Below are 22,683 nucleotides of genomic sequence, written 5' to 3'. Positions count from 1 at the left end.
CGTCAGGGGTAGCAATTGCTACGAAAGTTCAGGGGCTGCTCAGCCGGGATAGCCCCTCGAAGCTGCCATGGCGTGGATGCTGCGGGTGGTGGCGTCCTTCGGCGTAATAAAGCCGCTCCAGCATCAGGTGCGGAGCGGTGGTTGATGGCAGAAATTGCGCCTGAAGCAGGGTCGCCATGGATTGGAAAAATTGGCTCATTTCAAATTCCTTCATTAGAGATAATTTCACTCGCATCATGGGCCTGTTGGCTGTGCTTGTTGCTTCAAAATGGGCTGTTATTTTGTAGTTGATGCTTCATTGTTAGGTCAGCGTTTGCGCAACAGTTTCTCTGCTGCTGAGACGTTCCAACTTGGAACGCTGTTTTTGAAGCGGCCATAACAACTTTTCGTTCAATCATGACTGTTTCAGCTGTTCCTTCGACCCCGTCGTTGTCAGCTCCTTCACAGGAGACCGTCACCGCCACCTTGATGGCTGCCAAGAAAGCAAAGGGCATGAGCTTTGCCGATTTGGAGTCGGCTCTGGGCCTTGATGAGGTCTGGATTGCTTCCTTGTTCTATGGACAGGCCACTGCATCCAAGGAAGAGGCTGAAAAGCTGGCTGAGCTGCTCTCCCTGGATCCGGCCATCACCGCCGCTTTGCAGGAGTTCCCCACCAAAGGAAGCCTCGATCCGGTGATCCCCACTGATCCCTTGGTCTATCGCTTCTACGAGATCATGCAGGTCTATGGAATGCCTCTGAAAGATGTTATTCAGGAACATTTTGGAGATGGCATCATGAGCGCGATCGACTTCACGCTTGATGTCGATAAAGTGCAGGATCCCAAAGGTGATCGCGTCAAAATCACCATGTGCGGCAAGTTCCTGCCTTACAAAAAGTGGTGAACATTCAACTGTCTTGATTGAAGACATCAAGCCCCGCAACCGCGGGGCTTTTTTATTGGCGGAATTGTTGGCTCAGTTGGGTGCTGGCCATTTTCCGCCGAACGTCGTCATTCAGCTCCTGGCTCAACTCCAGCAGGCAGCGCTGACTTGCAGGTGTGGCGATGCAACCGAGCGCGCGGAAGGCTGCCTCGGCAACAGGCAGAGAACCGTTGCCACAAAGCTCTGCCAGCTTTTCGCTGATCAACACGCCATCGCGGCGTTGCAGAACCCGAATGGCGGCCACAACGACTGGATCGCGAAAATCATTCAACACCTCTTGGCAGAACTGCAGCAGTTCACCGTCGTCGAGGCAGTGGGACCGGAAGCTGAGCAGTTGAAGACCGGCAAGTCGGTGCAGTTGGCCCGGGTGATGCAGGCAATTCACAACCACCGATTCGGGAACTTCGGCCCCCCAGCAGGCGAGAGCCTGCACCACCATCAGGTTGGCGGCTTCATCGTCTGAGGTTTGCTCTAGTTGAGCCAACAACCAATCGCGGGCTTCGCTCTGGTGGCACAGCCCTGCCGCCATCACCAAATCGGGAAGAACCCCGTGGTTGGCGAGGAGGTCTTGGATCACGGGCCAGCCGCGTTCGGCCTGCATGCCCAGTTTTTCGCAGAGGGCTCGCCGCAGATCAACAGAAAGGCTGGGGGAGTAGACCTCCCCCAGCCAAGCGGGCTCCAAAGGAGCGCGTCGAGATCGGGCGAGCCGTTCCCAGAGAACGGCTTCGTCGTTCATGGATGGATCAGCGGGCACCCAGTTCAGCAGCGAGCTCACGCTCCAGCTTTTCATCGTGCTCGGTGGGCAGCACGTTCTCCATCGGAGTGCGATGGGTGCTGTAGAAGAGCATGCCGATGAACACCATGCCGCCCACGATGTTGCCGAGGGTGACAGGGAGGAAGTTCCAGAAGATCACCTTGGTGAAGGGGACGCCTGAACCGAGGATCGGGCCAGCGGTGTGCAGGAACTGGTTCACCACGATGTGCTCCATGCCCATCGATTGGAAGGCGGTGATCGGAAGCCAGCAGGCCAGGATCTTGCCGGGAACGCTCTTGCTCACCAGAGCCATGGTCACGCCCAGGCAAACCAACCAGTTGGCCACAAGTCCGCGCAGGAAAGCGAGGAAGAAGCCCATGCTTCCCAGGGCCTCGTACTTCTTCTCAACGTTGATTTGATTGAGAGCCATGATCTTCTGGGCCACGGCATCCCAGATCGGCGGTCCGACGTTGTCAGCAGCGCCATCCATGGTGCCGCTGGTGAGGCTGATGGCCATGATCACGGCCACAACGGCGGTGCCGATCCAGTTGCCGATCCACACCCACACCCAGTTGCGGAACGTGGCACCCCAGGTGCTCTTGCCGGCCCAGGTGGCCATCGGCAGCAGGGCGAAGTTGCCGGTCACCAGCTCCATGCCGAACAGCACGATGCTGGCGAAGCCGAAGGGGAACAGCAGCGAGCCCACGAAGGGGGCTTTGACGGTGATGCCCACGGTGAGGGCCAGGATCACTGCCAGGCCAAGGATGGCTCCGGAGTAAAAGCCACGAATCAGCAGGTTTTTCACGCTGACCGTTGATTTTTTGCCGCCGGCGGCAATCATGCCGTCGACAAGCTCATTGGGTAGGACGTAGTCCATCAGATGAGATTGAGAGTTGGACGAAGGTTTTGATGTCAGCCGCTGATGCGGTTCATCAGGCGGGAGAACAGATCAGGGCTTCCGCCCTGACGGTTGATGGCGGCTCCATCGCGACCACTGGCGCTGAGCCAGTTGACGAAACGAGAGAACACGTCGTTGCGGTTGGCCATGACGGTGAGGGGGAGTGGTCGATGCGGGGAGCCGTGACTTCAAAAGGAAGCGTCACGGCCACTACAGCGATCAGGCCTTCGGGGTGGCCCCGAACTTCTCGATCAACACCTCTTTGAGAGCGGTCTTGATCTCATCGGCCGGGATCGCCTTGCGGTGGATTTCGCCGACCGTCGGATTGGCACCCTGGGAACCACCGATGGTCATCGTGTAGCCCTCTCCCATCACGCCTTCGCTGTTTTTGGCCTTGGTGCCGGTGAGGCCGATGGCACCCATGTAGGCCTGGCCGCAGGTGTTGGGGCAGCCGGTCCAGTGGATCTTCAGCTCTTCAGGAAGATTGAGCTCTTGGTCGAGTTCCTTGGCTGCTTCCAGGGCTTGGTCTTTGGTGTTGGTGAGCGCGAAGCCGCAGTAGGTGTTGCCGGTGCAGGACACCGTTCCTGCGGAGATGTGACCGGGCTCCAGCGGGAAGCGTTGCACCAGGGCGTCTGCCTTCAGGGCGTCGAGCTTGTCGTTGGGAAGGCCAACGAGGATGACGTTCTGATCTTCGGTGAGACGCACCTCACCACTGCCGTAGTTGAGGCTTGCGGTTGCCAGATCCTGCAGATCCTGGGCGGTCAGGCGACCCACCGGAACGTGCAGTCCGGCATAGGAAAGCCCTTCCTGTTTCTGAGGATGGAAGCCGTAGTGGGAGCGGGGCGTGGTGTTGAACACAGAGCCCGGGTCTGGGGTCAACGGACCGAAGAGTTCTTCCACCTGGCTGCGGAACACGTCGTGGCCCACTTGATCCAGGTAGAGCCGGAAGCGGCCTTTGGGGCGCTTGTCGCGCTCACCGTTGTCACGCCAGAGCCGGATCACGGCATCGGTCATCTTGCAGATTTCCTCTGGCTTCACCCAGGCGTTCAGGGGAACGGCATAGGCGTTCATCTGCGATGACAGAACACCGCCGATCCAGACGCCAAATCCCATCACCCCATCCCGTTCCACGGGGTGGAAAACGATGTCGTTGTGGAGCAGGAAATTGTCCTTTGCACCGGCAACGGCGGTGTTCCACTTGCGGGGCAGGTTGGAATACTCCGGGTTGCCCTGACAGTTGTTGGTGAGGAAGTTCTGCAGCTCGGTGGTGTAAGGCCGCGTGTCGACGATCTCATTGGGATCAATACCGGCGATGGGGTTGCCGGTGACGTTGCGGGGGTTGTCGAAGCCGGATTGGATCGTGCTGAGGCCGGCTTCCTTCAGCCGCTTGAGAATTTCCGGCAGGTCGCCCAGCAGCACACCGCGTAATTGCAGGTTCTGACGGGTGGTGATGTCGCAGCTGCCGTTTTCGCCATAGCGCTCAACGATGGAGCCAACCACCCGCAGCTGATCGGCCGTCAGCACACCATTGGGCACCCGCAAGCGCAGCATGAATTTGCCTGGCGTTTTCGGACGCCAGAACATGCCGTACCACTTCAAACGCAACTGAAGGTCGGTTTCATCCACCTGCTCCCAACCGAGCTCGGCGAATTTTTCAATCTCGCTGCCGACCAACAGGCCATCTTTGGCCGCCTTGTTCTGCTCGATCTTGTTGAGCTTCTTGCCATCCAGGTAAGGCCTGGAGGGAGAGCTAATGGTCATAAGTCGAATAACGATTGGGCGGATTGATTGCTCAGAGACGAGGTGCGAATCAATCGAGATGGCCCGAAGACCGGCAACGCTTCAAAACGAAGGGGAGCGTTGGGTTGACTGAATAAACACTGCGACGGCAACCCTGGTCCGTAACAAAGAGAACACTTTTGGTGTTGGTTGGTCCCAGGGCTTTGTTCTGCCTGATTTGTAATGCCGGCTACATCTGGTGGTTCCCGTGAGGCCGTAAAAGGCAGCCTGCTTTGGCTTCAGTATTGGCGTCCAATTTCGCCAACCATTCGCATCGCTCCGGCCCGGAGCATCTGCCAAACCCGCTTCATCGCAGCGAAGTCTTGGTCGAGTTCGGAGGGTCCGGCGGGGCGGTCGAAGCTTCGGTCGTACCGGTCGTACCGGTCGTACCGAGCCTCCCTGGGCTCATATCCCCGGCTGTACCTCTCGTCTCGGACGTCGAACCGGTCGTCCCGGAAGTCGTGCCGCTCAATCCGTCCGTCCAGCGGCTCCCGGTAGGAGCGGCTGTCCAATGGGGCACGATCAAAACGACGGCGGGGCGCCATGACTCATCCAACGTTCACAACAACCCGATGACATCAGCCGGCATGGTCATCGATCCGTGGCCATTGCTACGGAATGACGCTTCCGATGGGGGGCGGCAAGGGTTGCATCTGGTGGTGCATGGCCGCAGTGGAGGTGTTGTTCCTGAGTGTTTGGCCTCTCTGCCGGACCTTCTGGCTCAGCGGCGCTCAGCGCCCGTGCAGTTGGAGGTGCTGACGGCTGAACAACCCGTATCGGCGCTTCCCCAATCCTCTTGGATCGTTCCGTTGCTGCTGCTGCCTGGGGCGCACGCCCGCACGGATGTGCCGGCGATTCGCAACAGGCTTCGTGGTGCCGGAGCCAGTGTGCGTCTGCTGCCCTTTCTCGGCTCTTGGACCACTTGGTGGAACGCTGTGCTCTCAGCACTGCCGTCGTCTGATCGTGCTGATGCCGTGCTGGTGCACCACCCCTTGCGCCCGGGGGTGGCGGATCGCTTCCTCGCGATGCTGGCGTCTCGCCTGGCTTTGCCGTTGGTTCCCTTTGATGCCTGGCACGCGTTCCAGCAGCGCCACCCCAGGGCTTGGCCACTTCCATTAACCCTCGCGCCAAACCGCATGACGGATGCGTTGAGCGAAGCTGGTGGATTGCCTCCTCTGTTGGAGCATCTCCCCACCCGTCAGGCCCTGATCGATCTGCTTGTTTCTCTGCCGTGACCACCGCTGAACAAACCGGAACCGTTTATCTGGTGGGAGCCGGTCCCGGTGATCCCGAGTTGCTCACGCTGAAGGCGCATCGGCTGCTGAGCCAGTGCGATGCCCTGGTGTACGACTCGCTGGTGCCCGAGGAAGTGCTGGATCTTGTGCCGGCAACCTGCGAACGCCGTTTTGTCGGCAAGCGTCGCGGACATCATTCGGTGCCCCAACCCAGCACCAATGCAGTGCTCGTGGAAATGGCCCAGAAGCACAGCACCGTGGTGCGCTTGAAGGGGGGTGATCCCTTCCTGTTTGGTCGTGGAGGGGAAGAAGCCGCTTACCTGGCGGAGCGAAACATTCCTGTTCAGGTGGTGCCTGGTGTCACCGCTGGCATTGCTGCCCCTGCCTACGCCGGAATTCCCGTCACCCACCGGCGGGCGGGGTCATCGGTGACCTTCGTCACCGGTCATGAGGAAATCGACAAGCGCCGTCCTTCCGTGGATTGGCGCGCTCTGGCTGCGGCCAGTGACGGATTGGTGATCTACATGGGGCTGCACAACCTGCCCCGGATCGCAGAGGAGCTGATGGCGGGTGGTTTGGCTGCGACAACCCCCGTGGCGGTGATCCAGCAGGGCACGGTGGCGGGGCAACGCTGCCTCAAAGCCACCTTGGTCGACGTTGCCGATCAATGCCGAGCCGAAGCCTTCAAGTCACCCTCGATCGTTGTGGTGGGTGAGGTGATTGATCAGCAGGTTGAAGCCTGCATGCCCACACCGGCAGCGGTCACGATGCCGATTCCGTTCTGAACAGCTCCGCTCGATTCCGCTCTATTCCTTCAAGCGAGCTCGGAGCTGGGCCAGGTTGCACGGTCGGGTGTCGGCATCGAGTTGAGCCCGGATGAGCAGGTTCCAAGCGGTGGTCACCGCATCCAGAGATCCCGGCAGCACAAACACGAATGTGCCGTTGGCCACCCCGGCAAGGCAGCGGCTTTGCAGGGTGCTGGTGCCGATGCTCTCGAAGGAGAGCACACGGAACAGTTCACCGAATCCTTCGATGGTTTTGTCCAGCAGCGGTGCCACCGCTTCGGGGGTGCCATCGCGGCCGGTGAGCCCGGTTCCGCCGCTGGTGATCACCACATCAACCCCAGGATCGGCGATCCAGCGGCTCAGTTCACGGCGGATTTGATAGCGATCATCCAGGCAGAGTTGTCGCTCCTGAAGGCGATGCCCCGCGTCTTCAAGGCTGCCCTGCAGCTGATCTCCGCTGCTGTCGTCCGCCAGGGTGCGTGTGTCGGAGATGGTGAGCAGGGCGATGGAGAGGCCCATGGCACAGCGGCGGAGCCCTCGGACGCTAGAACCACTCCAGCTGCCATGGACGTGGTGCTGAAGGTGCTGCTGTTCGCTTCCCTGCGAGAACGCGCCGGTTGGGCCGAGCGTTCCCTTCCCTTCACACCAGGCGTCTCGACGGCCCGTGAGGTCTGGAACCAGCTGGATCTTGGTCCGCTGGAGGGCATCAGCATTGCGGTGAACCAGGAGTTGGTCGGTGCCGATCAGCCGTTGCAGGCCGGTGATGAGCTGGCCTTTCTTCCACCGTTCACGGGGGGGTGAAGCGTGACCGATTGCCGTGTGGAGGTGTGCCCGGATCCCTTTGATCCTTGGCAGCAACTGGCGCTTTGGAGCGGGGATGCCGCGGCCGCGGCGATCTTCATGGGTCGGGTGCGTCCCACCACCATGGATGGCCGGCCTCTGGAGGCACTTGAGCTGGAGCACTTCCCCGGCCTTTGCGAACGTCAGATCACGGCCATGGCGCAGCGCCTGCAGCAGGAGCACCGGACGGGGTCGATTTTGGTGCTGCATCGGGTGGGGAAGCTCGCCCCCGGTGAGCCGATCGTGCTGGTGGCGGTGCAGGCCGATCGTCGTGGGGCGGCGCAGCGCTGCTCGGCCGCCTTGTTGGAGCAACTCAAGCATCAGGCACCGTTCTGGAAGCGGGAGTGGTGCGCTGGTCAGGGCACCTGGCTGGAGGCCAACACGCCACTTTGATCAAGGCGCGGGTGCTGCAGCTGGTAGCCCAGCTGTTTGAGCCGGGTGTTGCGGATCCGCCGGCCCCCTGAACCCGGTTCGTCCTGCCCAAGCCAGCGCACGGGCGCCAGGCCCTGGCGCTGCAGGCTGCGCCTCACCAGGTCCCGCAGCCGAATCGGCTCGTCGTTGACCACATTCACCAGGCCGGCCCATTCAGCATCGAGAGCGGCTTCCAGGGCACCGGCGGCATCCGCCACATGCAGCCAGTTGCTGTAGGCAGCGCCGCTGCCAGGGCGTTCCAGTCCGGCGAGCCCGCGCAGGCGTCGGTCGAGATCGCGGCCAGGGCCATAGAGCGCCCCGAGGCGCAGGATGCACACCCGCCGGCCGCTGATGCCGCTGAGCAGTTGTTCGCTTTCCAGCAGAACATCGCCATGGCCGCGGCCTGGCGCGGGAGGCGTTTGCTCATCCACCCAGTCCCCCGCGGCATCGCCGTACACCGAGCAACTGCCCGTGTAGACGATCTGCTGCAGTTTCGGCAGTTGTGGTAACAGCGACGTCAGGCAATGGAAGCTGTCGACGAAGGTGCGGCGGTAGCCGTTGGCATCCACCTGGCGATCTCCCTTAGGCCCGAGGCAGAACACGGCGCTGCTGCTCTGCCGCAGGGCGTTCCGCAATTGCACGGGGTCTGTGGCGTCGCACAGCTCCACCCGATCGGCCAGGGGGCTGAGTTGCTCCAGCCGTTCGCTGGTGGTGGTGGTCAGCGTCAGCTTCAGCTGGGGGCGTCTTGGTTGCAGCCGCTCCGCCAGAGCGAGTCCCACGTAGCCGCAGCCAACGATCGTTAGGTCCATGGCGGGGATGGCTGTTGGCGCGACCCTAAGGAGATCGACCGTTCCATGCCGTCACGGACATGACTGATCAATGGACCCTCAACCGCCGCAATTTCGCGGGCCATTGGCAGGGCTGTGGCCATTGGTTTGAGCGGGACGGCAGCGGTCGGCTGGATCTGCAGCATCCGACCCGTCGGATCGACCCCACCACCTACGCGATTTCCTTTTCCGATGACGACCACGGGGTGTGGGATGGATCGGGTCTGGCCTTTGCCCCCGGGGGTAAGGCCACCTATCCCATCAGCCGGGCCACCTACAACGCCGGCGGAGGCTGTTGGCAGTTCCCCGGGGCGGGCGGTCAGTCCAGCCGGGGGTTGGATGCCGAGCGTCCCCGCTTCGGCCATGAGATCAACCTGTTCTGCGGTCGTTCCCGCTCGATGCTGGTGATGCTCTGGGAACCGCTTGACGGCGGCTGGCATTTGCAGCGTGTTGGGGCGGTTGGTTTCCGTTGCTTGAACAGCACCGATCCCGAACCCGACCGTCCCGCATGCGGGACACCCGAGGCCCTGCTGGCGCCGGTGCAGGGATGGAGTGGCGAGCGGCAGATGCTCAAGCCGCAGGCGGGGGTGAACGGCCAGGCGGAGGACGCCGCTTCGCTGGTGTTCGATCCAAACCAGCTGTTGCACAACGACTGCTCAGCGGTGATGCCCGACGGCCTGGTGTTCTCGGTGCCCAGTGAGCTCCCCAGTGCGCCCTTCAGCCTCGAGATCGGTGGCCGTCTCGGCGCTGCCCTGTTTCAGCAGATCAGCATCCATTTCGATTCATCGGGCCAGCTCATGACCTGGGAGCGCCGCTGGTTTCAGCCTGATACGGCTTAGAAAATCCGCTGACGAATCAGCTGGGCCCAGAGACGGGTGCCGCTTTCGAGCGGGCCGGCTTCTGCTGGCAGTTCCAGCAGCAGATCGGCCTGTTGCAGGGAACCGATCCGGGACGAGGCCTGCGAGCCATCCACCCGTGCCAGCAGCGTTCCTGCGGCGTTGGTGTCGAGGCGAGCCCGAGCCAATTCCGGCCGTCCCGGTCGGCGGGACAACGGGTCGGCCAGTTCCACCATCATCCGGGGGAACAGTTCCGGTTCGCTCTGGCCCTCCAGAACCTGCAGGGCGGGCCAGAGCAGTTGCAGTGCGGTGACCGCCGCCGCCACGGGATTGCCCGGCAGACCGAAAAATGGCACGCCTTCGCCGATGCTGCCGAAGGCGAAGGGGCGCCCCGGGCGTAGGAACAGTTTCCAGAAGTCCACGGCACCCAGCTCCGCCACCAGTGGTCGGATCCAATCGGTGTCGCCAGCGGAGACGCCGCCGGTGCTCACCACCACGTCGCAGTCATGGGCCAGATCCAGCAGGGCCTGGCGCAGGGCGTCGGGTTGATCGGCCACCACCCGTCGCTGGGTCACCGATTGCCCGAGAGCCCGGAGCATCGTCTCCAGAAGCGTGCCGTTGCTCTCCCAGATGGCACCGGGTTGCCGCGCTGTTCCGGGTGGCACCAGCTCGTCCCCGCTGATCAGCAGCCCGATGCGGGGTTGCTGAGCAACGGTTAGGGCGGCGATGCCGCAGCCGGCGAGGCGTGCGAGATCGGCCGCACCAAGGCGCTCTCCAGCGGCCAGCAGCAGGTCTCCCGGTCGGCATTCCTCATCCTCGGGGCGAATCCAGGGACGATCCGACGCCTCTTTCACCAGCTGGAGGCTGGTGCCGTCCACGCTGATTAGCTCCTGGGGCAGCACCCAGCTGGCACCGTCCGGCATTGGAGCGCCGGTGAGGATGCGGATCGCATCGCCGGTGGCCAGGGTTCCGTTGAAGGGCTGGCCGGCAGCGGAGCGTCCCTTCAGCTGCCAGGTGTCCCCAGGTTCGGGCTGGTGGCTCTGACCCAAGGCGTAGCCGTCCATGATCGAGGCCCGAAACCCCGGTACGGCCGCGCTGGCCAGTACATCCGCAGCGCTCACCCGGCAGAGGGCCTGCTGCAGCGGCACTGTGTTGCTGGCTGTGATCGGCTGAAGCGCCGCAAGAACCCGTCGACGTGCCTCTTCGAGTGGTAGCCCTTCGCGTCCGTAGGGCTCAGCGTTTCCAGACACCGTTCCGCCCTCCTTCTTTGAACTCCAGCTGGATCGCCTCGATTGTCATGGCTGGATCAACCGCCTTGAGCATGTCGTAGAGGGTCAGCAGCCCCACGGACACGGCCGTCATCGCTTCCATTTCCACCCCGGTCTGGCCTGTGGTGCGGCAACGGCAGTGGAGCACCAGGCCAGGAAGGGAGGCGTCGGCGTCGATCGACACATCCATGCCACTGAGTGGCAGCGGATGGCACAGGGGAATCAGCTCCCAGGTGCGTTTGGCCGCCTGGATCGCTGCCACTCGGGCGACCGCCAGCAGATCTCCTTTTGGTGTCTCGCCCCGCTGGATCAGGCCGAGGGTTGTGGCGTCCATGCGAATGGCCCCACGGGCATGGGCTTCGCGGTGGGTGGCCGGACGGTCCCCCACGTCCACCATGTGAACCTCGCCTTGCTGGTTCAGATGACTCAGGTTTTGCGTCATTCGATCAAGCTGACAACACCGCTGTTGAGTTGGAAACAACCCACCACCAGTTTCAGCGCACCGCTGGCTTTCGCATTGGCCAGAACGGTGCTGCGTTGAATCAAGGTGGAGGCGCTGGCGCGGGCGTTGCGCTTCACGGCGTCCTCGAGATCGCTGCTGCCGTTGATGTTCTCCCGGATGGGTTGGATCAGCCGGTCCAGGGAGGGGGTCAGCGGGTTGGTGTCCATCGCCGCCGTCACGGCTCCGCAGCCACTGTGTCCCATCACCATCAGCAGCGGCGTCTTGAGAACGCTGACGCTGTATTCAACGGAGGCAATGGCTTCGGTGAATGCGGTGTTGCCGGCGTTGCGGATCACGAACAGTTCGCCAGGGGTGGTGTCGAACACCCAGCTCGGCGAAACCCGTGAATCAGAGCAGGTGAGCACGGTGGCCCAGGGATGTTGGCTGCTGGCCAAAGTCCTGGGGGAGTTGAAGCAGCGCGGGTCGGGATCCGCGGTTCGGTGCGTCGTTCCGTTGTTTTGATTGGCCTGGCGCCAGGCCTCGGCAAATCGGCGGTTCCCCGCCATCAGGGCCTCGAGCGGATCATCCGGGGTACAGAACCCCTCCTCTGCTGCCTCGACGGGGCGCGCTTGGATCAGGGCGGCCAAGGCCAGACCGCCCGTTTGCTGGAGGAAGTGACGGCGCTGAATCCCCATGCCGGCACCTTATGCGGGCCGGCTGGTGGGCTGTGCTGTCTGGGCCGTGCGATCAGCGCTCGCCGAAGGGAGCCCAGAGGGTGGCTTCTGAACCCACAACAGGCTCAACGGCGGGCTGGATGGCAGCAGTGGGTTGGGCTGTTGCGCCTGCGGTGGCACTGGCGATGTCGCGCTCGGCCAAAGGAGCCCAGAGAGCGGCAGGACCGGCGATCACCGGCTCCACGCCAGCTGCACCGGCCTGAACGGAAGCCGTCTGGCTGCGCACCAGTTGCACGGCGAGAGAACCCACGATGAAGGCACCCAGGAAACCGGCGGCCAGTGTGATGGGGCTGCGGCCGGAAGCGGACGAGATGCTGCTGGTCACGGCAGAAACTCTTTGAACAGAGCTTCAGTATGGAAAAAATTGGTGTGAACGACTACTAAATGGGTTGAATTGTGTAGCGGAATTAACAGTTTCTATGGAATCAAAGCCCTGCATGGGCTGCTGTTGGAGTGCTTCCGCCGTGACCCATCCATGGGACATTCCCAGCAGCATTCCGAGGGAGAGGGCGAAGCGCACAGGCCAACATTTGTATCGGGGTAAACATCTCTGTTTCCGGGGGTTTCCGTTGTCATCATTGACACCGATCAAGGCTTTGGTTGATGTCCAGCTGTCGTAATTCCGCCAGCCATTGCTTTGCCTTTGAACAGGATTTCATCGGCAACTGGCGCTGTATTCCTCTGTGTGTGCGACGCAAATTGGATCTGTGTGGGGTGAAGTTGAAGCTCAACCACTGGCTTGAACTTTCCCAGGAGCAACGTCAAGCCCTGGTGGATTGGCCGGATGAGGCTGATGCTCTCGAGCAGCTTCGCCAGCACCTGCGCGATTGCACGCGCTCCATGGCCGATGGCATGGCTAAGGATCTGCCACCGGTGAGCGGTGCCCCCTGGCAACAGCAGGCGGAGCTGCCCGCCGTGGTGCAGGACGCGGCCACAGTGCGGGGTGTGGCGCTGACCCTGGAGCAGTGGACCCAACTCAGTGAGTTGGACCGTTTTGCCTTGTGCAAGTTGGTTCGGCCTGGGCATGACCACCACAACCTTGAGGCAGCCTTCAGCGAAGTGCTGGTGTGAGCAGCCGGCGCAGGGCTTCCAATCGTCCTTTCTGCTGTTCAACGGGCTTCACCACCGAGACGGCGGGAGCCACGATCACCGCGCAGGCCTTGAGTTCAGGCTGCTTTGACACAGGACAGGCCTCGTCGTGCATGAGGGTGTTGGCTTCGCAGGCCTTCTCCTGGGTGAATCCCCAGTGCATCGGCAGGAAGACCGATCCACGCCGGATGCGATCGGTGACCTTCACGGTGGCGGTCAGGTGGCCGCGGCGTGAGCTGATCGCCGCCAGTTCACCGTTGCGCAGTTTCAACTCCTGCGCGTCACCGGGGTGAATCTCCAGCAGCGGCTCGGGATGCTGTTTCATCAGCCGTTCCACTTTGCCGGTGCGGGTCATCGTGTGCCACTGGCCCAGGTAGCGGCCCACCGTCAGCACCAGCGGATAGGTGTCGCAGGGGGGTTCCGCCAGTCCCAGCGGTTGATCGGTGCTGAAGCGGGCGCGTTTGTTGGGGGTGGCGAATTGATGGTTTTCGTAGAGGCGTTTGGCTTCTGTGGTGGGGGTGCTGCCGCTGGGATAGGGCCATTGCTGCGGTCCTGCGTCTTCCAGCAGTTCATGGCTGAGGCCGCTCACATCGCAAAGCCTGCCCTGGGTGAGAGCCGTGAATTCGGCGTACACCTCAGCTGCTGATTCGAAGTTGAACTGCTCGCTGTAACCCAGGCGCCGGCCTACCTCGGCAAACACCTCCCAGTCGGGACGGCTCTCGCCGAAACGACGCCGGTAGGCCGGGCAGTAGGTGACCCGCCGTTCGGAATTGGTCATGGCGCCGGCCTTCTCGCTCCACTGGGCTGCGGGCAACAGCAGATGGGCGTAGTGGGATGTTTCCGAGTCGGCGTAGGCCTCGCTCACCACCACCAGCGGGCACTTCTGCATGGCTGACTTCACCCGGTCGAGATCCGGGAGGCTCACCAGGGGGTTGGTGGCGGCCACCCACCACAGATCCAGCGCCTCCTGTTCCATGGCTTCGATCTGCTGCCAGGCCGCCAATCCGGGCTTGGCGTTGATTCGTCCTGCCGGCAGCTGCCAGGCCTGCTCCACTTCGGCGCGGTGTTCGGCGTTGGCCACCAGGCGGTAGCCCGGCAGCAGGTGGGCCAGGCCTCCGGCTTCGCGTCCGCCCATGGCGTTGGGTTGGCCGGTGAGGGAAAACGGGCCCGCTCCTTGCTTGCCGATCTGGCCGGTGAGCAGATGCAGATTGATCAACCCCTGCACCACGGCCGTTCCTTCACGGCGTTGGTTCACCCCCATCGACCAGAGGCTGAGCACCTTCTCGCGCCGGTGGAACAGAGCCGCCACTTCTCGCAGGCGTTTTTCGGGGATGTTGCAGAACAGGGCCACCCGTCTGGGGGTCCAGCGGGCGGCGACGTCAAAAAAGGCGTCGTAATTCTCGGTGTGGTCGTCGATGAAGGCCGGATCCTGGCCGTTTTCGCGCAGCACCAGGTGGGCAATGCCGTTCAGCAGGGCCAGGTCGCTGCCCGGTGCAATCGGCAAGTGGATGTCGGCGGCCTTGGCGGTGTCGGTGCGGCGTGGATCCACAACCACGATCTTGACGCTGCCGGGGTTTTTGCGTTTTCGCTTCAGCAGCCGCTGGAACAGAACCGGGTGGCATTCGGCCGTGTTGGTGCCGATCAGAAACGCCACTGTGCAGTGGTCGAGGTCCTCATAGCTGCAGGGGGGACCATCGGAGCCAAGGCTGCGGGTGTAGCCCGCCACCGCTGAGCTCATGCACAGCCGCGAATTGGCGTCGAAATTGTTGGTGCCCAGGGCGCCTTTGAGCAGCTTCTGGGCGAGGTAGTAATCCTCGGTGTGGAACTGACCGGAGCCGTACATGGCGATGCCATCGGCGTTGCCGCGCCGGGCCACGCTCGCCTGGATCTGGCCGGTGATTTTGTTGAGGGCGTCGTCCCAGCTGATCGGCGCGAAGTCGTCCTCCAGGGTCTGGCGGAACAGCGGTTGGCGCAGGCGGCCTGGGGCCAGGGTTTCGCCGACGGTGGCGCCCTTGATGCAGACCTGGCCAAGGCTGGAGGGATGTTCGCGGTCGCCGCGGGCGGTCCACATCGGGTTGCCCTCGGCATCCCGTTTCACGGCCTCACCCTTCACGGCAGGAGGCAAAAGCTCCAGGCCACAACCCACGCCGCAGTAGGGGCACTGGCTGCGCACGCTGCGGGGTGAGTTGGTCATGCAGGAACCAAAAAAAGAACAAAACCCGGAGCCGAAGCTCCGGGTCGATGTGCAGCAACAGGGTGCTGCGGAGGGAGATGGATCAGGCGGTTTCGCCTTCGTGCAGGTCTGCGAAGGACCCCTTGGGCTCCTTCAGGAAGAAGAAGCAGAAGAAGGCCACGATCAGACCGGCCACACCCAGGATCTGGAAGAAGGCGCTGTTGGAAGCCGCGATCACCTCGGGGGTGGGTTCGCCGCCGCCGCCCATCCACATCGGCAGGAGGCTGAAGATGGTCAGGTAGGTCACAGCACCAACGTTGCCGTAGGCACCCACCAGGCCGGCCACCTGACCGGTGACGCGACGCTTTACCAGGGGCACCAGCGCGAAGGTGGCGCCTTCACCGGACTGCACGAAGAAGGAGGCGAGCATGGTGATCACCACGGCAACAGCGATGCCGGCGGTGCCGGTGAAGGTGCCGGGCTTGATCATGCTCATCACCAAGTAGCCCACGCCGAGACCGGCGGTGAGGAAGCCCATGGTGTTCTTGCGGCTGCCGACGCGGTCGGAGATCAGACCGCCAGCAGGACGGGCGACCAGGTTCACGAAAGCGAAGCAGGAGGCCAGGATTCCGGCGGTGGCCTTCGGCAGATCGAAGGTGGTTTCAAAGAAGGTGGGCAGCATCGAAACCACGGCCAGTTCGGAGCCGAAGTTCACGATGTAGGTGAGCTCGAGGATCGCCACCTGGCGGAACTCGTAGCGATCTTCCTTGGGATAAACCTTGTTGCCGAGGATCAGGTCGCGGTTGGTGCGGATGATTCCCCAGGTCTGGAAGGCAAACCAGACGGCAACGGCACCGAGGGCCAGGGGGTAGGTGCTTGCGGTGAGGAAGCCCACCTTGGAGAGGCGCCAGCAGAGCACACAGAGGATGGCTGCGAAGGGCACGTTCATGCCCAGCAGACCCCAGAAGTCGCGCATGGAGGTGACTTCTAGGCCTGCGGTTTTCGCAGGGCGCTGATACGTCTTGCCGGGGGGGGTGTCGGTGACGTTGAAGAAGTAGAAGCAGCCGTAGACGGCCGAGACGATGCCGGTCAAAGCGATCGCACCGCGCCAGTTCAGAACTGCGCCGGTGGGCAGTTCGAAACCGCCGGAGAAGGAGAGGAAGCCAGCGAGGGCCACCATGGTGAGGGCGGAGAAGGCGGAGCCGAAGTTGCCCCAGCCGCCATAGATGCCTTCTGCCAGGCCGATTTCCTTGGGCGGGAACCACTCAGCCACCATGCGGATGCCGATCACGAAGCCGGCGCCAACGATGGAGAGCAGCAGACGGGCCACCACCAGTTGGTTGAAGTCCTGAGCGGACGCAAACAGCAGGCAGGGAATCGCCGAGAACACCAGGATCGAGGAGTAGGTGATCCGGGGTCCGAATTTGTCCAGCAGCATGCCGATCAGCACGCGCGCCGGAATGGTGAGGGCCACGTTGCAGATGGCCACGGTGCGGATCTGACCAACGGTCAGACCCAGCTCCGCTTTCACGGTGGTGGCCAGAGGGGCCAGGTTGAACCAGACCACGAAGGTCAGGAAGAAGGCGATCCAGGTCAGGTGAAGGGTTCGGTACCTGCCCTGGAACGACCAAAGGTCGCCAAGCATTGAGGAGAAGAGAAGGAACCTCGGGCTTCAAAAGGAAAGGTGCCCGGGGATGGCAAAACGGTCGAAAAGAGAATCCGTTTGACCCGCGCAGTTAATCAATTCGCCTACCCCTTGTTTGGTCAGATTGGTTACCGATTTGTGTTTTTGTGTTTCCAGGCAAACATCAATGGGGCTGATTGATTGGATTAGGTGATCTTGTGCCGCAGCGGTTTGGTAGCGGTTGCAACTTTTGTGGGTTGTTGGACTTCGCTGGTGCAGATTGTTGGTCGACGATGTGAATCAAGGCTTGCGGGTTTGTGTGCTCAGTGGCGGAAGCAGCCGTCGCATGGGGCGTGATAAGGCCCTCTTGCCGCACCCCTCCGGTGGTGTCTGGCTCACGGCCCTGGTCGACCAGCTGTTGCCGCTCGGTCATCCGGTGCAGGTGTTGAGTCGTCATCCCGTGCACGCAGAGCTGCTGGCCCACCGGCCCGGATGTTCCGTGGTGCTGGAATCCCCTCCCTGGAATGGCCCCCTGCAGGCGCTGGCCAGGCTGTTGCCGTCTCAGCCTGGGGAGGCCCTGCTGGTGCTGCCGGTGGACATGCCCCGTTTGAACACCGCCGTTGTCCGGCAACTCATCGCAGCCTGGAAGCGTGCACCGGAGCAGGCAGCGGTCGCCCATGACGGGCAACGGCTGCAGCCGCTGCTGGCGGTGATCCCCTCCGGTTCTCCCTTCCGCTCCTGCCTTGATCAGCAACTGCAACGCGGAGAGTTGCGCTGGATGGACTGGTTGACCTGCGTTCCCCATCAGGCGGTGCGCTTGCCTCAAGAGGCGTTGGTGAATGCCAACTGCCCTGCAGATCTGGCAGCGTTGGAGGGATGAGCACGTCGCTGCCGCTCGCAGATCGCCTCAACCGGCCCATCGGGGTGTTGCGGTTGTCGCTCACGGCCCGTTGCAATCTCGCCTGTCCGTACTGCTGTCCGGATGTGGAGGAACCCTCTGGCCTGCTCACCCTTGAGCAGCAGATGCGCGTAATTCGTGTGGCCGCGCGCCTGGGGGCACAAACGTTGCGGCTCACCGGTGGAGAGCCGTTGTTGAGCCGTCGCTTGTTGCCTTTGCTGGAGGCGGTGACGCAGGCCCGGCGGGATCGCTCGGATCCAATGGCCGGTTTGCAGGCCGTGGCGCTCACCAGCAACGGGGTGCTGTTGTCGGAGCCGATGGCGCGGGCGTTGCGCGCCGCAGGGCTGGATCGCATCACCATCAGCCTGGATGCGGCGGAAGGGGAGGCAGCGGCGCGCATGGCTGGGCTCCAGGGTGGCGCAGTGGCCGGGGACCGCCTGGTGCGCCAGGTGCAGGACGGCATTGCGGCGGCCTGCGCCGCTGGCTTTGACCCCTCACGCGGTGAGCTCAAGCTCAATGCCGTGATCCAACGGGGGATCAATGACGATCAGCTGTTGCCCTTGGCCGCTTTGGCCCGGAAGCAAGGGATGGAGCTGCGTTTGATCGAATACATGGATGTGGGCAACCGCAACCAGTGGACGCTCGACCAGGTGCTGCCGGCGGCGCAGATGGTGGAGCGCATTCATGCCCGTTGGCCCCTTGAACCGCTGGGTCGACCGCGGGGTGGCACGGCCCGGCGTTGGCGCTATGGCGATGGCGCCTCATCCATCGGTGTGATCGCCTCCATCAGTGAGCCGTTCTGCGGGGATTGCAATCGCTTGCGTGTTACCGCCGATGGGCAGGCGTTCACTTGCCTGTTCTCCGCTGAAGGCACCGATCTGAAGCCCGCGCTCGCCTCGGAGCTTCAGCTTGAGCGGGCCATGCGCCAGCTCTGGCAGCGGCGTCAAGACCGCTACAGCGAGGAGCGTGATCCAGCTGCCGTTGCGTCAACCCATGCGGAAATGGCGTATCTGGGGGGCTGAACCGTCGTGATCGTCACCGTTTTTGCGTGATGCCCTCGGTACAACGGGGCAGCTGAAGGATCCCGACGGATCCATCGACATGTTTGAACTGCTGGCCTACGAGCGCTTCCGCGACACCCCGTCGGTTCGTTTTTTCGACGTCACTGTGGACACCTCGAATGCGCGCGACCTGGTGATTCACAGCGGCCCGGCGGTGTCGCCCCCCAACGACCCGGAGAGCGGAGCCTGGCAGTTCTATCTGCATCCTCATCAAGAAGACAATCTGCTCGCGGCCAGTGGCGGCAGAACCTTCTTCTTGGTGAACCTGGCCTGGGAACAGCCGTTCCACATCGTTCGGCTCGAGAGCGGTGGTGACATCCTTCGCATCCCTCCTGGCACTTTCCACCGTTCGATTTCCGATCCCGATGGTTCCGTTGTTCTGAACCAGGCGGTTCGTGAGGAGGGCGCTTCTCTGGTGCGTGAATTCCGCGTCTACAACAGCGCCGAGATTCCGGCCTTGATGGCAGCCACCCACAGCTCGGCGCCGAAGCCCCAGTTGCACGGGGTGGAACCGTTGCTTCAGGCGGCTTGAACCAGGTTGCGTGAGGAGGTTTCCGTTGTGGAGGCTTCTTCGGTGATCTGAATTTGCCAGGTCAGTTCACTGTTTGTTCCTGGGGGGCCGCTGAAGCTGCCGCTCACGGCTGCGGTGAGTTCCGGCTTGGAGGAGGTGGCCAGCACCACATAGCGCCCATTCACTTCCATCCCGGCACTGGGGTCAAAGCCCCGCCAGCCCGCTCCCGGCAGGTAAACCTCCGCCCAGGCATGCAGGTCGTACTCCTTCGGGGCAGGCTGCTGCAGTTGATAGCCACTCACGAAGCGGGCGGGGAGACCCACCACGCGGCAGCAGGCCACCATCAGCATGGCCAGATCACGGCAGGAGCCGATCCGCTCGCGCAGGGTTCGGCCCGCCGGCCAGGCGGGGCCCACATGGCGTTGGGTGTATTTCACCCGCTCTTGAATCAGTTCAATCAGTTGCTTCAGAAAAGCCAGGGTTTGCTGGTTGCTGCCCATCAGGGCTTCCTGGGTGAGGTCGATGGCCGCGGGTTCGTGCTGGCCGTTGGGCAACCAGCCCTCCAGGGCCCCCTGAAGGTCGCTGTTGAGTTGGCCTTGCGGGTAGGGCAGGGGTGGTTCCAGTCCGTTGAAGCAGCTTTCCAGCAGGGGTGCTGGCCGGGTCTCCACCAGGCTGCGGGCCTCAAAGACCAATTCATCAGTGCTGCCGAGAAAACGCAGCCGTTGGATTTCGTCGCCGCTGGCGGCCACCAGTTCCCGACGTTGCTCTGGTTCCGGCAGCACGCTGAGTTGATGCTCCAGCAGGGTCTGAAACCCCTGCCCCCGAGGCCTCAAACACAGGCGATGTTCCCCGAGGAAAACGGGGGCCTCATACCGATACGTCAGGCGGTGAACGATGAGAGCACGCATGCAGGATCGGTGGGGATGGAACGGAGGTCGGCGCTAGTGAAGTAGCGGGTCTGGATCAGGTTGTGGAGTTGGTTGAGGTCCTGCTGAAGCTGGTCAATGGCTTCATGCAGACCGGCTTCGATCAGGTTGTCGATCCGCACATAGCTCCAGCGGGCCAGGAGTTGTCCGCGTAAACAGTCGAGGTCATCCGGGGTGTCTTGGTTTGGCTGCTGCTGAATCTGTTGCAACGTGTCGCTGATGCCCTGCAGGCAGTACCGCACCGAGCGAGGAAAGATGGGGTCCAGCAGCAAAAAGCGGGCCACGGAGGCAGGGCTGATCGCGTGCTGCATGCTCTGCCGGTACATCTGATAAGCCCCCGCTGTGCGCAGCAGGGTGATCCATTGCAGTTCATCCAGCACGCCGCCCACCTCCTCAGGGGTGGGCAGGAGCAGGAAATATTTGACGTCGAGGATGCGGGAGGTTTTATCGGCCCGTTCGATCAGACGTCCCAGCTGACTAAACAGCCAACTCAGATCACGGCTCAAAGTGGTGTCGGTGATTCCGTACACGAGCTGGCAGCCGCGGCGGATGATCCGCAGTTGCTCCTGCACCGGTTCCCGCCAGATGTCTTCGTCGTCCTGCAGGCTCCAGTGCAGATCATTGATCTGCTCCCACATCTCCGTGGTGATCACATCCCTGATCTGCCGTGCGTTTTCCCGGGCCATCGCAATGCAACTCACGATGCTGTTGGGATTGCTGCGGTCCAGCAGCAGGAAGCGCACCACCTGTTTGGGCGTGGCACCGGGGTAGGCCGTATCGAAGCGGTGGCGATCTCCCGTCACCTCCACCAGCGGCAGCCACGGTTCGGCGCTGCCCGGAGGACAGTCCAATGCCATCGCTTCACTCACTTCCAGAAAGCGCGAGATGTTTTCGGCCCGTTCCAGGTAGCGGTTGATCCAGTAGAGCGAATCGGCAACGCGGCTCAGCACGGCACAGTCTCCTGGGCTTGCGGTGCCGCCATCCGTTGGTCGTCGACGATCCAGGTGTCCTTGCAGCCGCCGCCCTGGGACGAATTCACCACCAGGGAGCCCCGCTTGAGGGCCACGCGGGTCAGTCCGCCTGGACTCACCCAGCTGCTTGTGCCGCGCAGCACGTAGGGGCGCAGATCCACGTGGCAGGGGTAAAGCTCACCGTCACTGAGGGATGGCACGGTGGAGAGTTGCAGCGTGGGCTGCGCGATGAAGTTGCGGGGATTCGCACGGATCTTCGTGTCGAAGTCCGCCAGCTCCGTTCGGCTGGCCTGGGGGCCGATCAGCATTCCGTAGCCTCCGGCTTCCGCCACTGATTTCACCACCAGTTGCTCGAGGTTTTCGAGCACATAGCGCTGATCGTCTGGCCGGGCACAGAGGTAGGTGGGAACGTTCTCGATGATCGGCTCCTCATCGAGGTAGTAGCGGATCATCGTCGGCACGTGGGCGTAGATCAGCTTGTCGTCGGCGATGCCGGTGCCAGGGGCGTTGGCGATGGCGACCCGTCCTTGCCGCAGCACGTCGATCAGGCCCGGCACCCCCAGCATCGAGTCCTTGCGGAACACGGTGGGATCAAGAAAATCATCGTCGATGCGGCGGTAGATCACATCCACGGGTTCCAGGCCATTGGTGCTGCGCATCCACACCCGGCCGCCTTCGCACACCAGATCGCGCCCCTCCACCAGGTGAATGCCCATTTCTTGAGCCAGGTAGCTATGTTCGAAATAGGCGCTGTTGAACACCCCGGGCGTCAGGATCGCCACGCGGGGGGTGTCACTCCAGGGCGCCAGGTCTTGAAGGGTGCGCAGCAGATGGGAGGGATAGTCGTCGATCGGTTGAACGGCACGGCCTTCGAACAGGCCAGAGAACAACCGTTTCATCACCCGACGGTTCTCGAGGAAGTAGGCCACCCCTGACGGACAGCGCAGGTTGTCCTCCAGCACCCGCCATGTGCCCTTGCCGTCGCGGATCAGGTCGAGCCCGGAGATGTGGCACCAGCGGTTGAGGGGCAGGCTGATGCCATGCATCTGAGGTCGCCAACCGGAGGAACTTTCAACGTCTTCCCGTGGGATCACACCGTCGTTGAGGATCTGCTGGGGGCCATAGATGTCGGCGAGGAAGCAGTCGATGGCTTCCAGGCGTTGCAGCAGTCCCTTCTCCAGGGTGATCCAGTCGCTGCGGCCGATCAGCCGAGGCAAGGGATCGAAGGGGAGAATTCGTTCGCTGCCTTTGAGCCCGGAATCGTTAAGGCGGAAGGTGGCGCCGAGGCGACGCAGCAGCTGGCTGGCTGAGGCATGGCTGCGGTTGAGCTCGGGCAATCCCATCTGCCCCAGTGATGCGAGTAGTGGGGCCAGATCGGCGCGTGGTGTGGCCGTTTCACCGCAGAAATATTCGTCGAAGCCGACTGTCGGTTTGTAGTCGGTGAACATCCTGATCGCACAATCGAGGTTTATCCAAGGCGTCGCCCCACTCCACTTCGGGTGGTGGTTGCTACACATTCCGCAATTTCAGGCAAGAGGACGCTGATCGCCTGTTGTTTGGGTATCCGTAGGCACCTGAATCGAGGGCACAGGGCCAGGGCAGGGTGCCTCCTTTGCTTATCTGTTTCTGGAGTTCAAACGCTCTTCGACTTGGATGAATTGCTCTGGGCGCGACTGATCTTTGCCCTTGGTGCCGTTGTG

27 protein-coding genes are annotated in these 22,683 nt (G+C 62.6%); 10 read left to right on the top strand and 17 right to left on the bottom strand.

The window, feature by feature from the left end; all coding sequences use genetic code 11:
• Positions 1-28: 28 nt before the first annotated feature.
• Positions 29-178, bottom strand: coding sequence for a cyanate hydratase (locus DXY35_RS04815; RefSeq protein WP_350223285.1), 150 nt, complete (start codon positions 176-178; stop codon positions 29-31).
• A gap of 218 nt (positions 179-396) precedes the next feature.
• Between DXY35_RS04815 and cynS the strand changes: the two genes are divergently transcribed.
• Positions 397-882 (top strand): cyanase, encoded by a 486-nt coding sequence (gene cynS / locus DXY35_RS04810; protein WP_170950513.1) that lies wholly within the window; start codon positions 397-399, stop codon positions 880-882.
• 52 nt (positions 883-934) lie between these two features.
• Here cynS and DXY35_RS04805 read toward each other — a convergent pair whose 3' ends face one another.
• The 5 genes from DXY35_RS04805 to DXY35_RS04785 all read right to left on the bottom strand — a co-directional run bounded on the left by DXY35_RS04805 (position 935) and on the right by DXY35_RS04785 (position 4,897).
• The gene (locus DXY35_RS04805) at positions 935-1,657 is read right to left on the bottom strand and encodes a HEAT repeat domain-containing protein (protein ID WP_115081606.1); all 723 of its coding nucleotides are present in this window, start codon (positions 1,655-1,657) and stop codon (positions 935-937) included.
• A gap of 7 nt (positions 1,658-1,664) precedes the next feature.
• Entirely contained in the window at positions 1,665-2,552 is an 888-nt protein-coding gene (locus DXY35_RS04800; RefSeq protein ID WP_115081352.1) for a formate/nitrite transporter family protein, read from the bottom strand.
• Between the two features lie 35 nt (positions 2,553-2,587).
• A complete protein-coding gene (locus DXY35_RS04795; protein ID WP_006851080.1) occupies positions 2,588-2,722 on the bottom strand; it encodes a hypothetical protein in 135 nt (44 codons plus the stop codon).
• Positions 2,723-2,792: 70 nt separating this feature from the next.
• Positions 2,793-4,334, bottom strand: a complete 1,542-nt coding sequence (locus DXY35_RS04790; RefSeq protein WP_115081351.1) for a ferredoxin--nitrite reductase — start codon at positions 4,332-4,334, stop codon at positions 2,793-2,795.
• Between the two features lie 257 nt (positions 4,335-4,591).
• Positions 4,592-4,897, bottom strand: coding sequence for a hypothetical protein (locus tag DXY35_RS04785; RefSeq protein ID WP_137006713.1), 306 nt, complete (start codon positions 4,895-4,897; stop codon positions 4,592-4,594).
• Between the two features lie 42 nt (positions 4,898-4,939).
• Here DXY35_RS04785 and DXY35_RS04780 point away from each other — a divergent pair, with 42 nt between their 5' ends.
• Positions 4,940-5,587 carry a DNA mismatch repair protein MutS gene (locus DXY35_RS04780; protein WP_244272913.1) on the top strand — a complete coding sequence of 216 codons (648 nt, stop codon included), beginning with the start codon at positions 4,940-4,942 and terminating at the stop codon, positions 5,585-5,587.
• On the top strand, positions 5,584-6,372 hold the full coding sequence (gene cobA, locus DXY35_RS04775; RefSeq protein ID WP_006851537.1) for a uroporphyrinogen-III C-methyltransferase: 789 nt from the start codon (positions 5,584-5,586) through the stop codon (positions 6,370-6,372). The genes DXY35_RS04780 and cobA overlap by 4 nt, the downstream gene beginning before the upstream one ends.
• A 21-nt stretch (positions 6,373-6,393) precedes the next feature.
• On the opposite strand, the gene moaB is transcribed toward cobA, so the two are convergent.
• Positions 6,394-6,891, bottom strand: coding sequence for a molybdenum cofactor biosynthesis protein B (gene moaB / locus DXY35_RS04770; protein ID WP_115081348.1), 498 nt, complete (start codon positions 6,889-6,891; stop codon positions 6,394-6,396).
• Positions 6,892-6,936: 45 nt separating this feature from the next.
• On the opposite strand from moaB, the gene DXY35_RS04765 reads away from it, so the two are divergent.
• Positions 6,937-7,173, top strand: coding sequence for a MoaD/ThiS family protein (locus DXY35_RS04765; RefSeq protein ID WP_115081347.1), 237 nt, complete (start codon positions 6,937-6,939; stop codon positions 7,171-7,173).
• Between the two features lie 3 nt (positions 7,174-7,176).
• Positions 7,177-7,605, top strand: a complete 429-nt coding sequence (locus tag DXY35_RS04760; protein WP_115081346.1) for a molybdenum cofactor biosynthesis protein MoaE — start codon at positions 7,177-7,179, stop codon at positions 7,603-7,605.
• Here DXY35_RS04760 and DXY35_RS04755 read toward each other — a convergent pair.
• The gene (locus DXY35_RS04755; protein ID WP_115081345.1) at positions 7,569-8,432 is read right to left on the bottom strand and encodes an NAD-dependent epimerase/dehydratase family protein; all 864 of its coding nucleotides are present in this window, start codon (positions 8,430-8,432) and stop codon (positions 7,569-7,571) included. The genes DXY35_RS04760 and DXY35_RS04755 overlap by 37 nt on opposite strands.
• A 59-nt stretch (positions 8,433-8,491) precedes the next feature.
• Here DXY35_RS04755 and DXY35_RS04750 point away from each other — a divergent pair, with 59 nt between their 5' ends.
• Entirely contained in the window at positions 8,492-9,289 is a 798-nt protein-coding gene (locus DXY35_RS04750) for a hypothetical protein (RefSeq protein ID WP_115081344.1), read from the top strand.
• Here the strand turns inward: DXY35_RS04750 and DXY35_RS04745 are convergent.
• The 4 genes from DXY35_RS04745 to DXY35_RS04730 are packed head-to-tail and all read right to left on the bottom strand — an operon-like array spanning position 9,286 to position 12,055.
• Positions 9,286-10,536, bottom strand: a complete 1,251-nt coding sequence (locus DXY35_RS04745) for a molybdopterin molybdotransferase MoeA (protein ID WP_115081343.1) — start codon at positions 10,534-10,536, stop codon at positions 9,286-9,288. The two genes, DXY35_RS04750 and DXY35_RS04745, sit on opposite strands and share 4 nt — an antisense overlap.
• Positions 10,520-10,996 carry a cyclic pyranopterin monophosphate synthase MoaC gene (gene moaC, locus DXY35_RS04740; RefSeq protein WP_115081342.1) on the bottom strand — a complete coding sequence of 159 codons (477 nt, stop codon included), beginning with the start codon at positions 10,994-10,996 and terminating at the stop codon, positions 10,520-10,522. The genes DXY35_RS04745 and moaC overlap by 17 nt, the downstream gene beginning before the upstream one ends.
• A complete protein-coding gene (locus DXY35_RS04735; protein WP_115081341.1) occupies positions 10,993-11,691 on the bottom strand; it encodes a carbonic anhydrase in 699 nt (232 codons plus the stop codon). The genes moaC and DXY35_RS04735 overlap by 4 nt, the downstream gene beginning before the upstream one ends.
• Positions 11,692-11,743: 52 nt before the next feature.
• Positions 11,744-12,055, bottom strand: coding sequence for a hypothetical protein (locus DXY35_RS04730; RefSeq protein WP_115081340.1), 312 nt, complete (start codon positions 12,053-12,055; stop codon positions 11,744-11,746).
• 278 nt (positions 12,056-12,333) lie between these two features.
• On the opposite strand from DXY35_RS04730, the gene DXY35_RS04725 reads away from it, so the two are divergent.
• Positions 12,334-12,801, top strand: coding sequence for a nitrate reductase associated protein (locus DXY35_RS04725; RefSeq protein ID WP_115081339.1), 468 nt, complete (start codon positions 12,334-12,336; stop codon positions 12,799-12,801).
• On the opposite strand, the gene DXY35_RS04720 is transcribed toward DXY35_RS04725, so the two are convergent.
• Both DXY35_RS04720 and DXY35_RS04715 read right to left on the bottom strand, forming a co-directional pair.
• On the bottom strand, positions 12,782-15,013 hold the full coding sequence (locus tag DXY35_RS04720; RefSeq protein ID WP_115081338.1) for a nitrate reductase: 2,232 nt from the start codon (positions 15,011-15,013) through the stop codon (positions 12,782-12,784). The genes DXY35_RS04725 and DXY35_RS04720 overlap by 20 nt on opposite strands.
• 82 nt (positions 15,014-15,095) lie before the next feature.
• The gene (locus tag DXY35_RS04715) at positions 15,096-16,637 is read right to left on the bottom strand and encodes a NarK family nitrate/nitrite MFS transporter (RefSeq protein ID WP_115081337.1); all 1,542 of its coding nucleotides are present in this window, start codon (positions 16,635-16,637) and stop codon (positions 15,096-15,098) included.
• A 262-nt stretch (positions 16,638-16,899) separates the two neighbouring features.
• On the opposite strand from DXY35_RS04715, the gene DXY35_RS04710 reads away from it, so the two are divergent.
• The 3 genes from DXY35_RS04710 to DXY35_RS04700 all read left to right on the top strand — a co-directional run bounded on the left by DXY35_RS04710 (position 16,900) and on the right by DXY35_RS04700 (position 19,107).
• Positions 16,900-17,496 (top strand): molybdenum cofactor guanylyltransferase, encoded by a 597-nt coding sequence (locus tag DXY35_RS04710; protein ID WP_256359511.1) that lies wholly within the window; start codon positions 16,900-16,902, stop codon positions 17,494-17,496.
• On the top strand, positions 17,493-18,536 hold the full coding sequence (locus DXY35_RS04705) for a GTP 3',8-cyclase MoaA (protein ID WP_115081335.1): 1,044 nt from the start codon (positions 17,493-17,495) through the stop codon (positions 18,534-18,536). The genes DXY35_RS04710 and DXY35_RS04705 overlap by 4 nt, the downstream gene beginning before the upstream one ends.
• Before the next feature lie 79 nt (positions 18,537-18,615).
• On the top strand, positions 18,616-19,107 hold the full coding sequence (locus tag DXY35_RS04700) for a hypothetical protein (protein ID WP_025362579.1): 492 nt from the start codon (positions 18,616-18,618) through the stop codon (positions 19,105-19,107).
• Here the strand turns inward: DXY35_RS04700 and DXY35_RS04695 are convergent.
• From DXY35_RS04695 to DXY35_RS04685, 3 genes are read right to left on the bottom strand one after another with little or no spacing between them, the layout of a single operon-like run.
• On the bottom strand, positions 19,095-19,994 hold the full coding sequence (locus tag DXY35_RS04695; protein WP_115081334.1) for a transglutaminase family protein: 900 nt from the start codon (positions 19,992-19,994) through the stop codon (positions 19,095-19,097). The two genes, DXY35_RS04700 and DXY35_RS04695, sit on opposite strands and share 13 nt — an antisense overlap.
• Positions 19,967-20,962: an alpha-E domain-containing protein gene (locus tag DXY35_RS04690; protein WP_115081333.1), complete on the bottom strand. Its 996-nt coding sequence runs from the start codon at positions 20,960-20,962 to the stop codon at positions 19,967-19,969. Before DXY35_RS04690 ends, DXY35_RS04695 begins: the two co-directional genes overlap by 28 nt.
• Positions 20,956-22,431 carry a circularly permuted type 2 ATP-grasp protein gene (locus tag DXY35_RS04685; protein WP_115081332.1) on the bottom strand — a complete coding sequence of 492 codons (1,476 nt, stop codon included), beginning with the start codon at positions 22,429-22,431 and terminating at the stop codon, positions 20,956-20,958. Before DXY35_RS04685 ends, DXY35_RS04690 begins: the two co-directional genes overlap by 7 nt.
• Between the last annotated feature and the right edge of the window lie 252 nt (positions 22,432-22,683).

Source organism: Synechococcus sp. N32 (genome assembly GCF_900473895.1).
Lineage (GTDB): Bacteria > Cyanobacteriota > Cyanobacteriia > PCC-6307 > Cyanobiaceae > Parasynechococcus.
The sequence above is the reverse complement of the archived record's forward strand: the minus strand, read 5'-3'. Positions and strand labels throughout refer to the sequence as shown.

Coding starts and splice junctions, on each gene's coding strand:
- DXY35_RS04780 (WP_244272913.1), top strand. CDS start 4,940: ATGGTCATCGATCCGTGGCCATTGCTACGGAATGACGCTTCCGATGGG.
- DXY35_RS04755 (WP_115081345.1), bottom strand. CDS start 8,432: ATGGACCTAACGATCGTTGGCTGCGGCTACGTGGGACTCGCTCTGGCG.
- DXY35_RS04805 (WP_115081606.1), bottom strand. CDS start 1,657: ATGAACGACGAAGCCGTTCTCTGGGAACGGCTCGCCCGATCTCGACGC.
- DXY35_RS04750 (WP_115081344.1), top strand. CDS start 8,492: ATGACTGATCAATGGACCCTCAACCGCCGCAATTTCGCGGGCCATTGG.
- moaB (WP_115081348.1), bottom strand. CDS start 6,891: ATGGGCCTCTCCATCGCCCTGCTCACCATCTCCGACACACGCACCCTG.
- DXY35_RS04705 (WP_115081335.1), top strand. CDS start 17,493: ATGAGCACGTCGCTGCCGCTCGCAGATCGCCTCAACCGGCCCATCGGG.
- DXY35_RS04795 (WP_006851080.1), bottom strand. CDS start 2,722: ATGGCCAACCGCAACGACGTGTTCTCTCGTTTCGTCAACTGGCTCAGC.
- cynS (WP_170950513.1), top strand. CDS start 397: ATGACTGTTTCAGCTGTTCCTTCGACCCCGTCGTTGTCAGCTCCTTCA.
- DXY35_RS04790 (WP_115081351.1), bottom strand. CDS start 4,334: ATGACCATTAGCTCTCCCTCCAGGCCTTACCTGGATGGCAAGAAGCTC.
- DXY35_RS04725 (WP_115081339.1), top strand. CDS start 12,334: ATGTCCAGCTGTCGTAATTCCGCCAGCCATTGCTTTGCCTTTGAACAG.
- DXY35_RS04685 (WP_115081332.1), bottom strand. CDS start 22,431: ATGTTCACCGACTACAAACCGACAGTCGGCTTCGACGAATATTTCTGC.
- DXY35_RS04695 (WP_115081334.1), bottom strand. CDS start 19,994: ATGCGTGCTCTCATCGTTCACCGCCTGACGTATCGGTATGAGGCCCCC.
- DXY35_RS04765 (WP_115081347.1), top strand. CDS start 6,937: ATGGACGTGGTGCTGAAGGTGCTGCTGTTCGCTTCCCTGCGAGAACGC.
- DXY35_RS04815 (WP_350223285.1), bottom strand. CDS start 178: ATGGCGACCCTGCTTCAGGCGCAATTTCTGCCATCAACCACCGCTCCG.
- DXY35_RS04715 (WP_115081337.1), bottom strand. CDS start 16,637: ATGCTTGGCGACCTTTGGTCGTTCCAGGGCAGGTACCGAACCCTTCAC.
- DXY35_RS04700 (WP_025362579.1), top strand. CDS start 18,616: ATGTTTGAACTGCTGGCCTACGAGCGCTTCCGCGACACCCCGTCGGTT.
- DXY35_RS04735 (WP_115081341.1), bottom strand. CDS start 11,691: ATGGGGATTCAGCGCCGTCACTTCCTCCAGCAAACGGGCGGTCTGGCC.
- DXY35_RS04800 (WP_115081352.1), bottom strand. CDS start 2,552: ATGGACTACGTCCTACCCAATGAGCTTGTCGACGGCATGATTGCCGCC.
- DXY35_RS04785 (WP_137006713.1), bottom strand. CDS start 4,897: ATGGCGCCCCGCCGTCGTTTTGATCGTGCCCCATTGGACAGCCGCTCC.
- DXY35_RS04720 (WP_115081338.1), bottom strand. CDS start 15,013: ATGACCAACTCACCCCGCAGCGTGCGCAGCCAGTGCCCCTACTGCGGC.
- moaC (WP_115081342.1), bottom strand. CDS start 10,996: ATGACGCAAAACCTGAGTCATCTGAACCAGCAAGGCGAGGTTCACATG.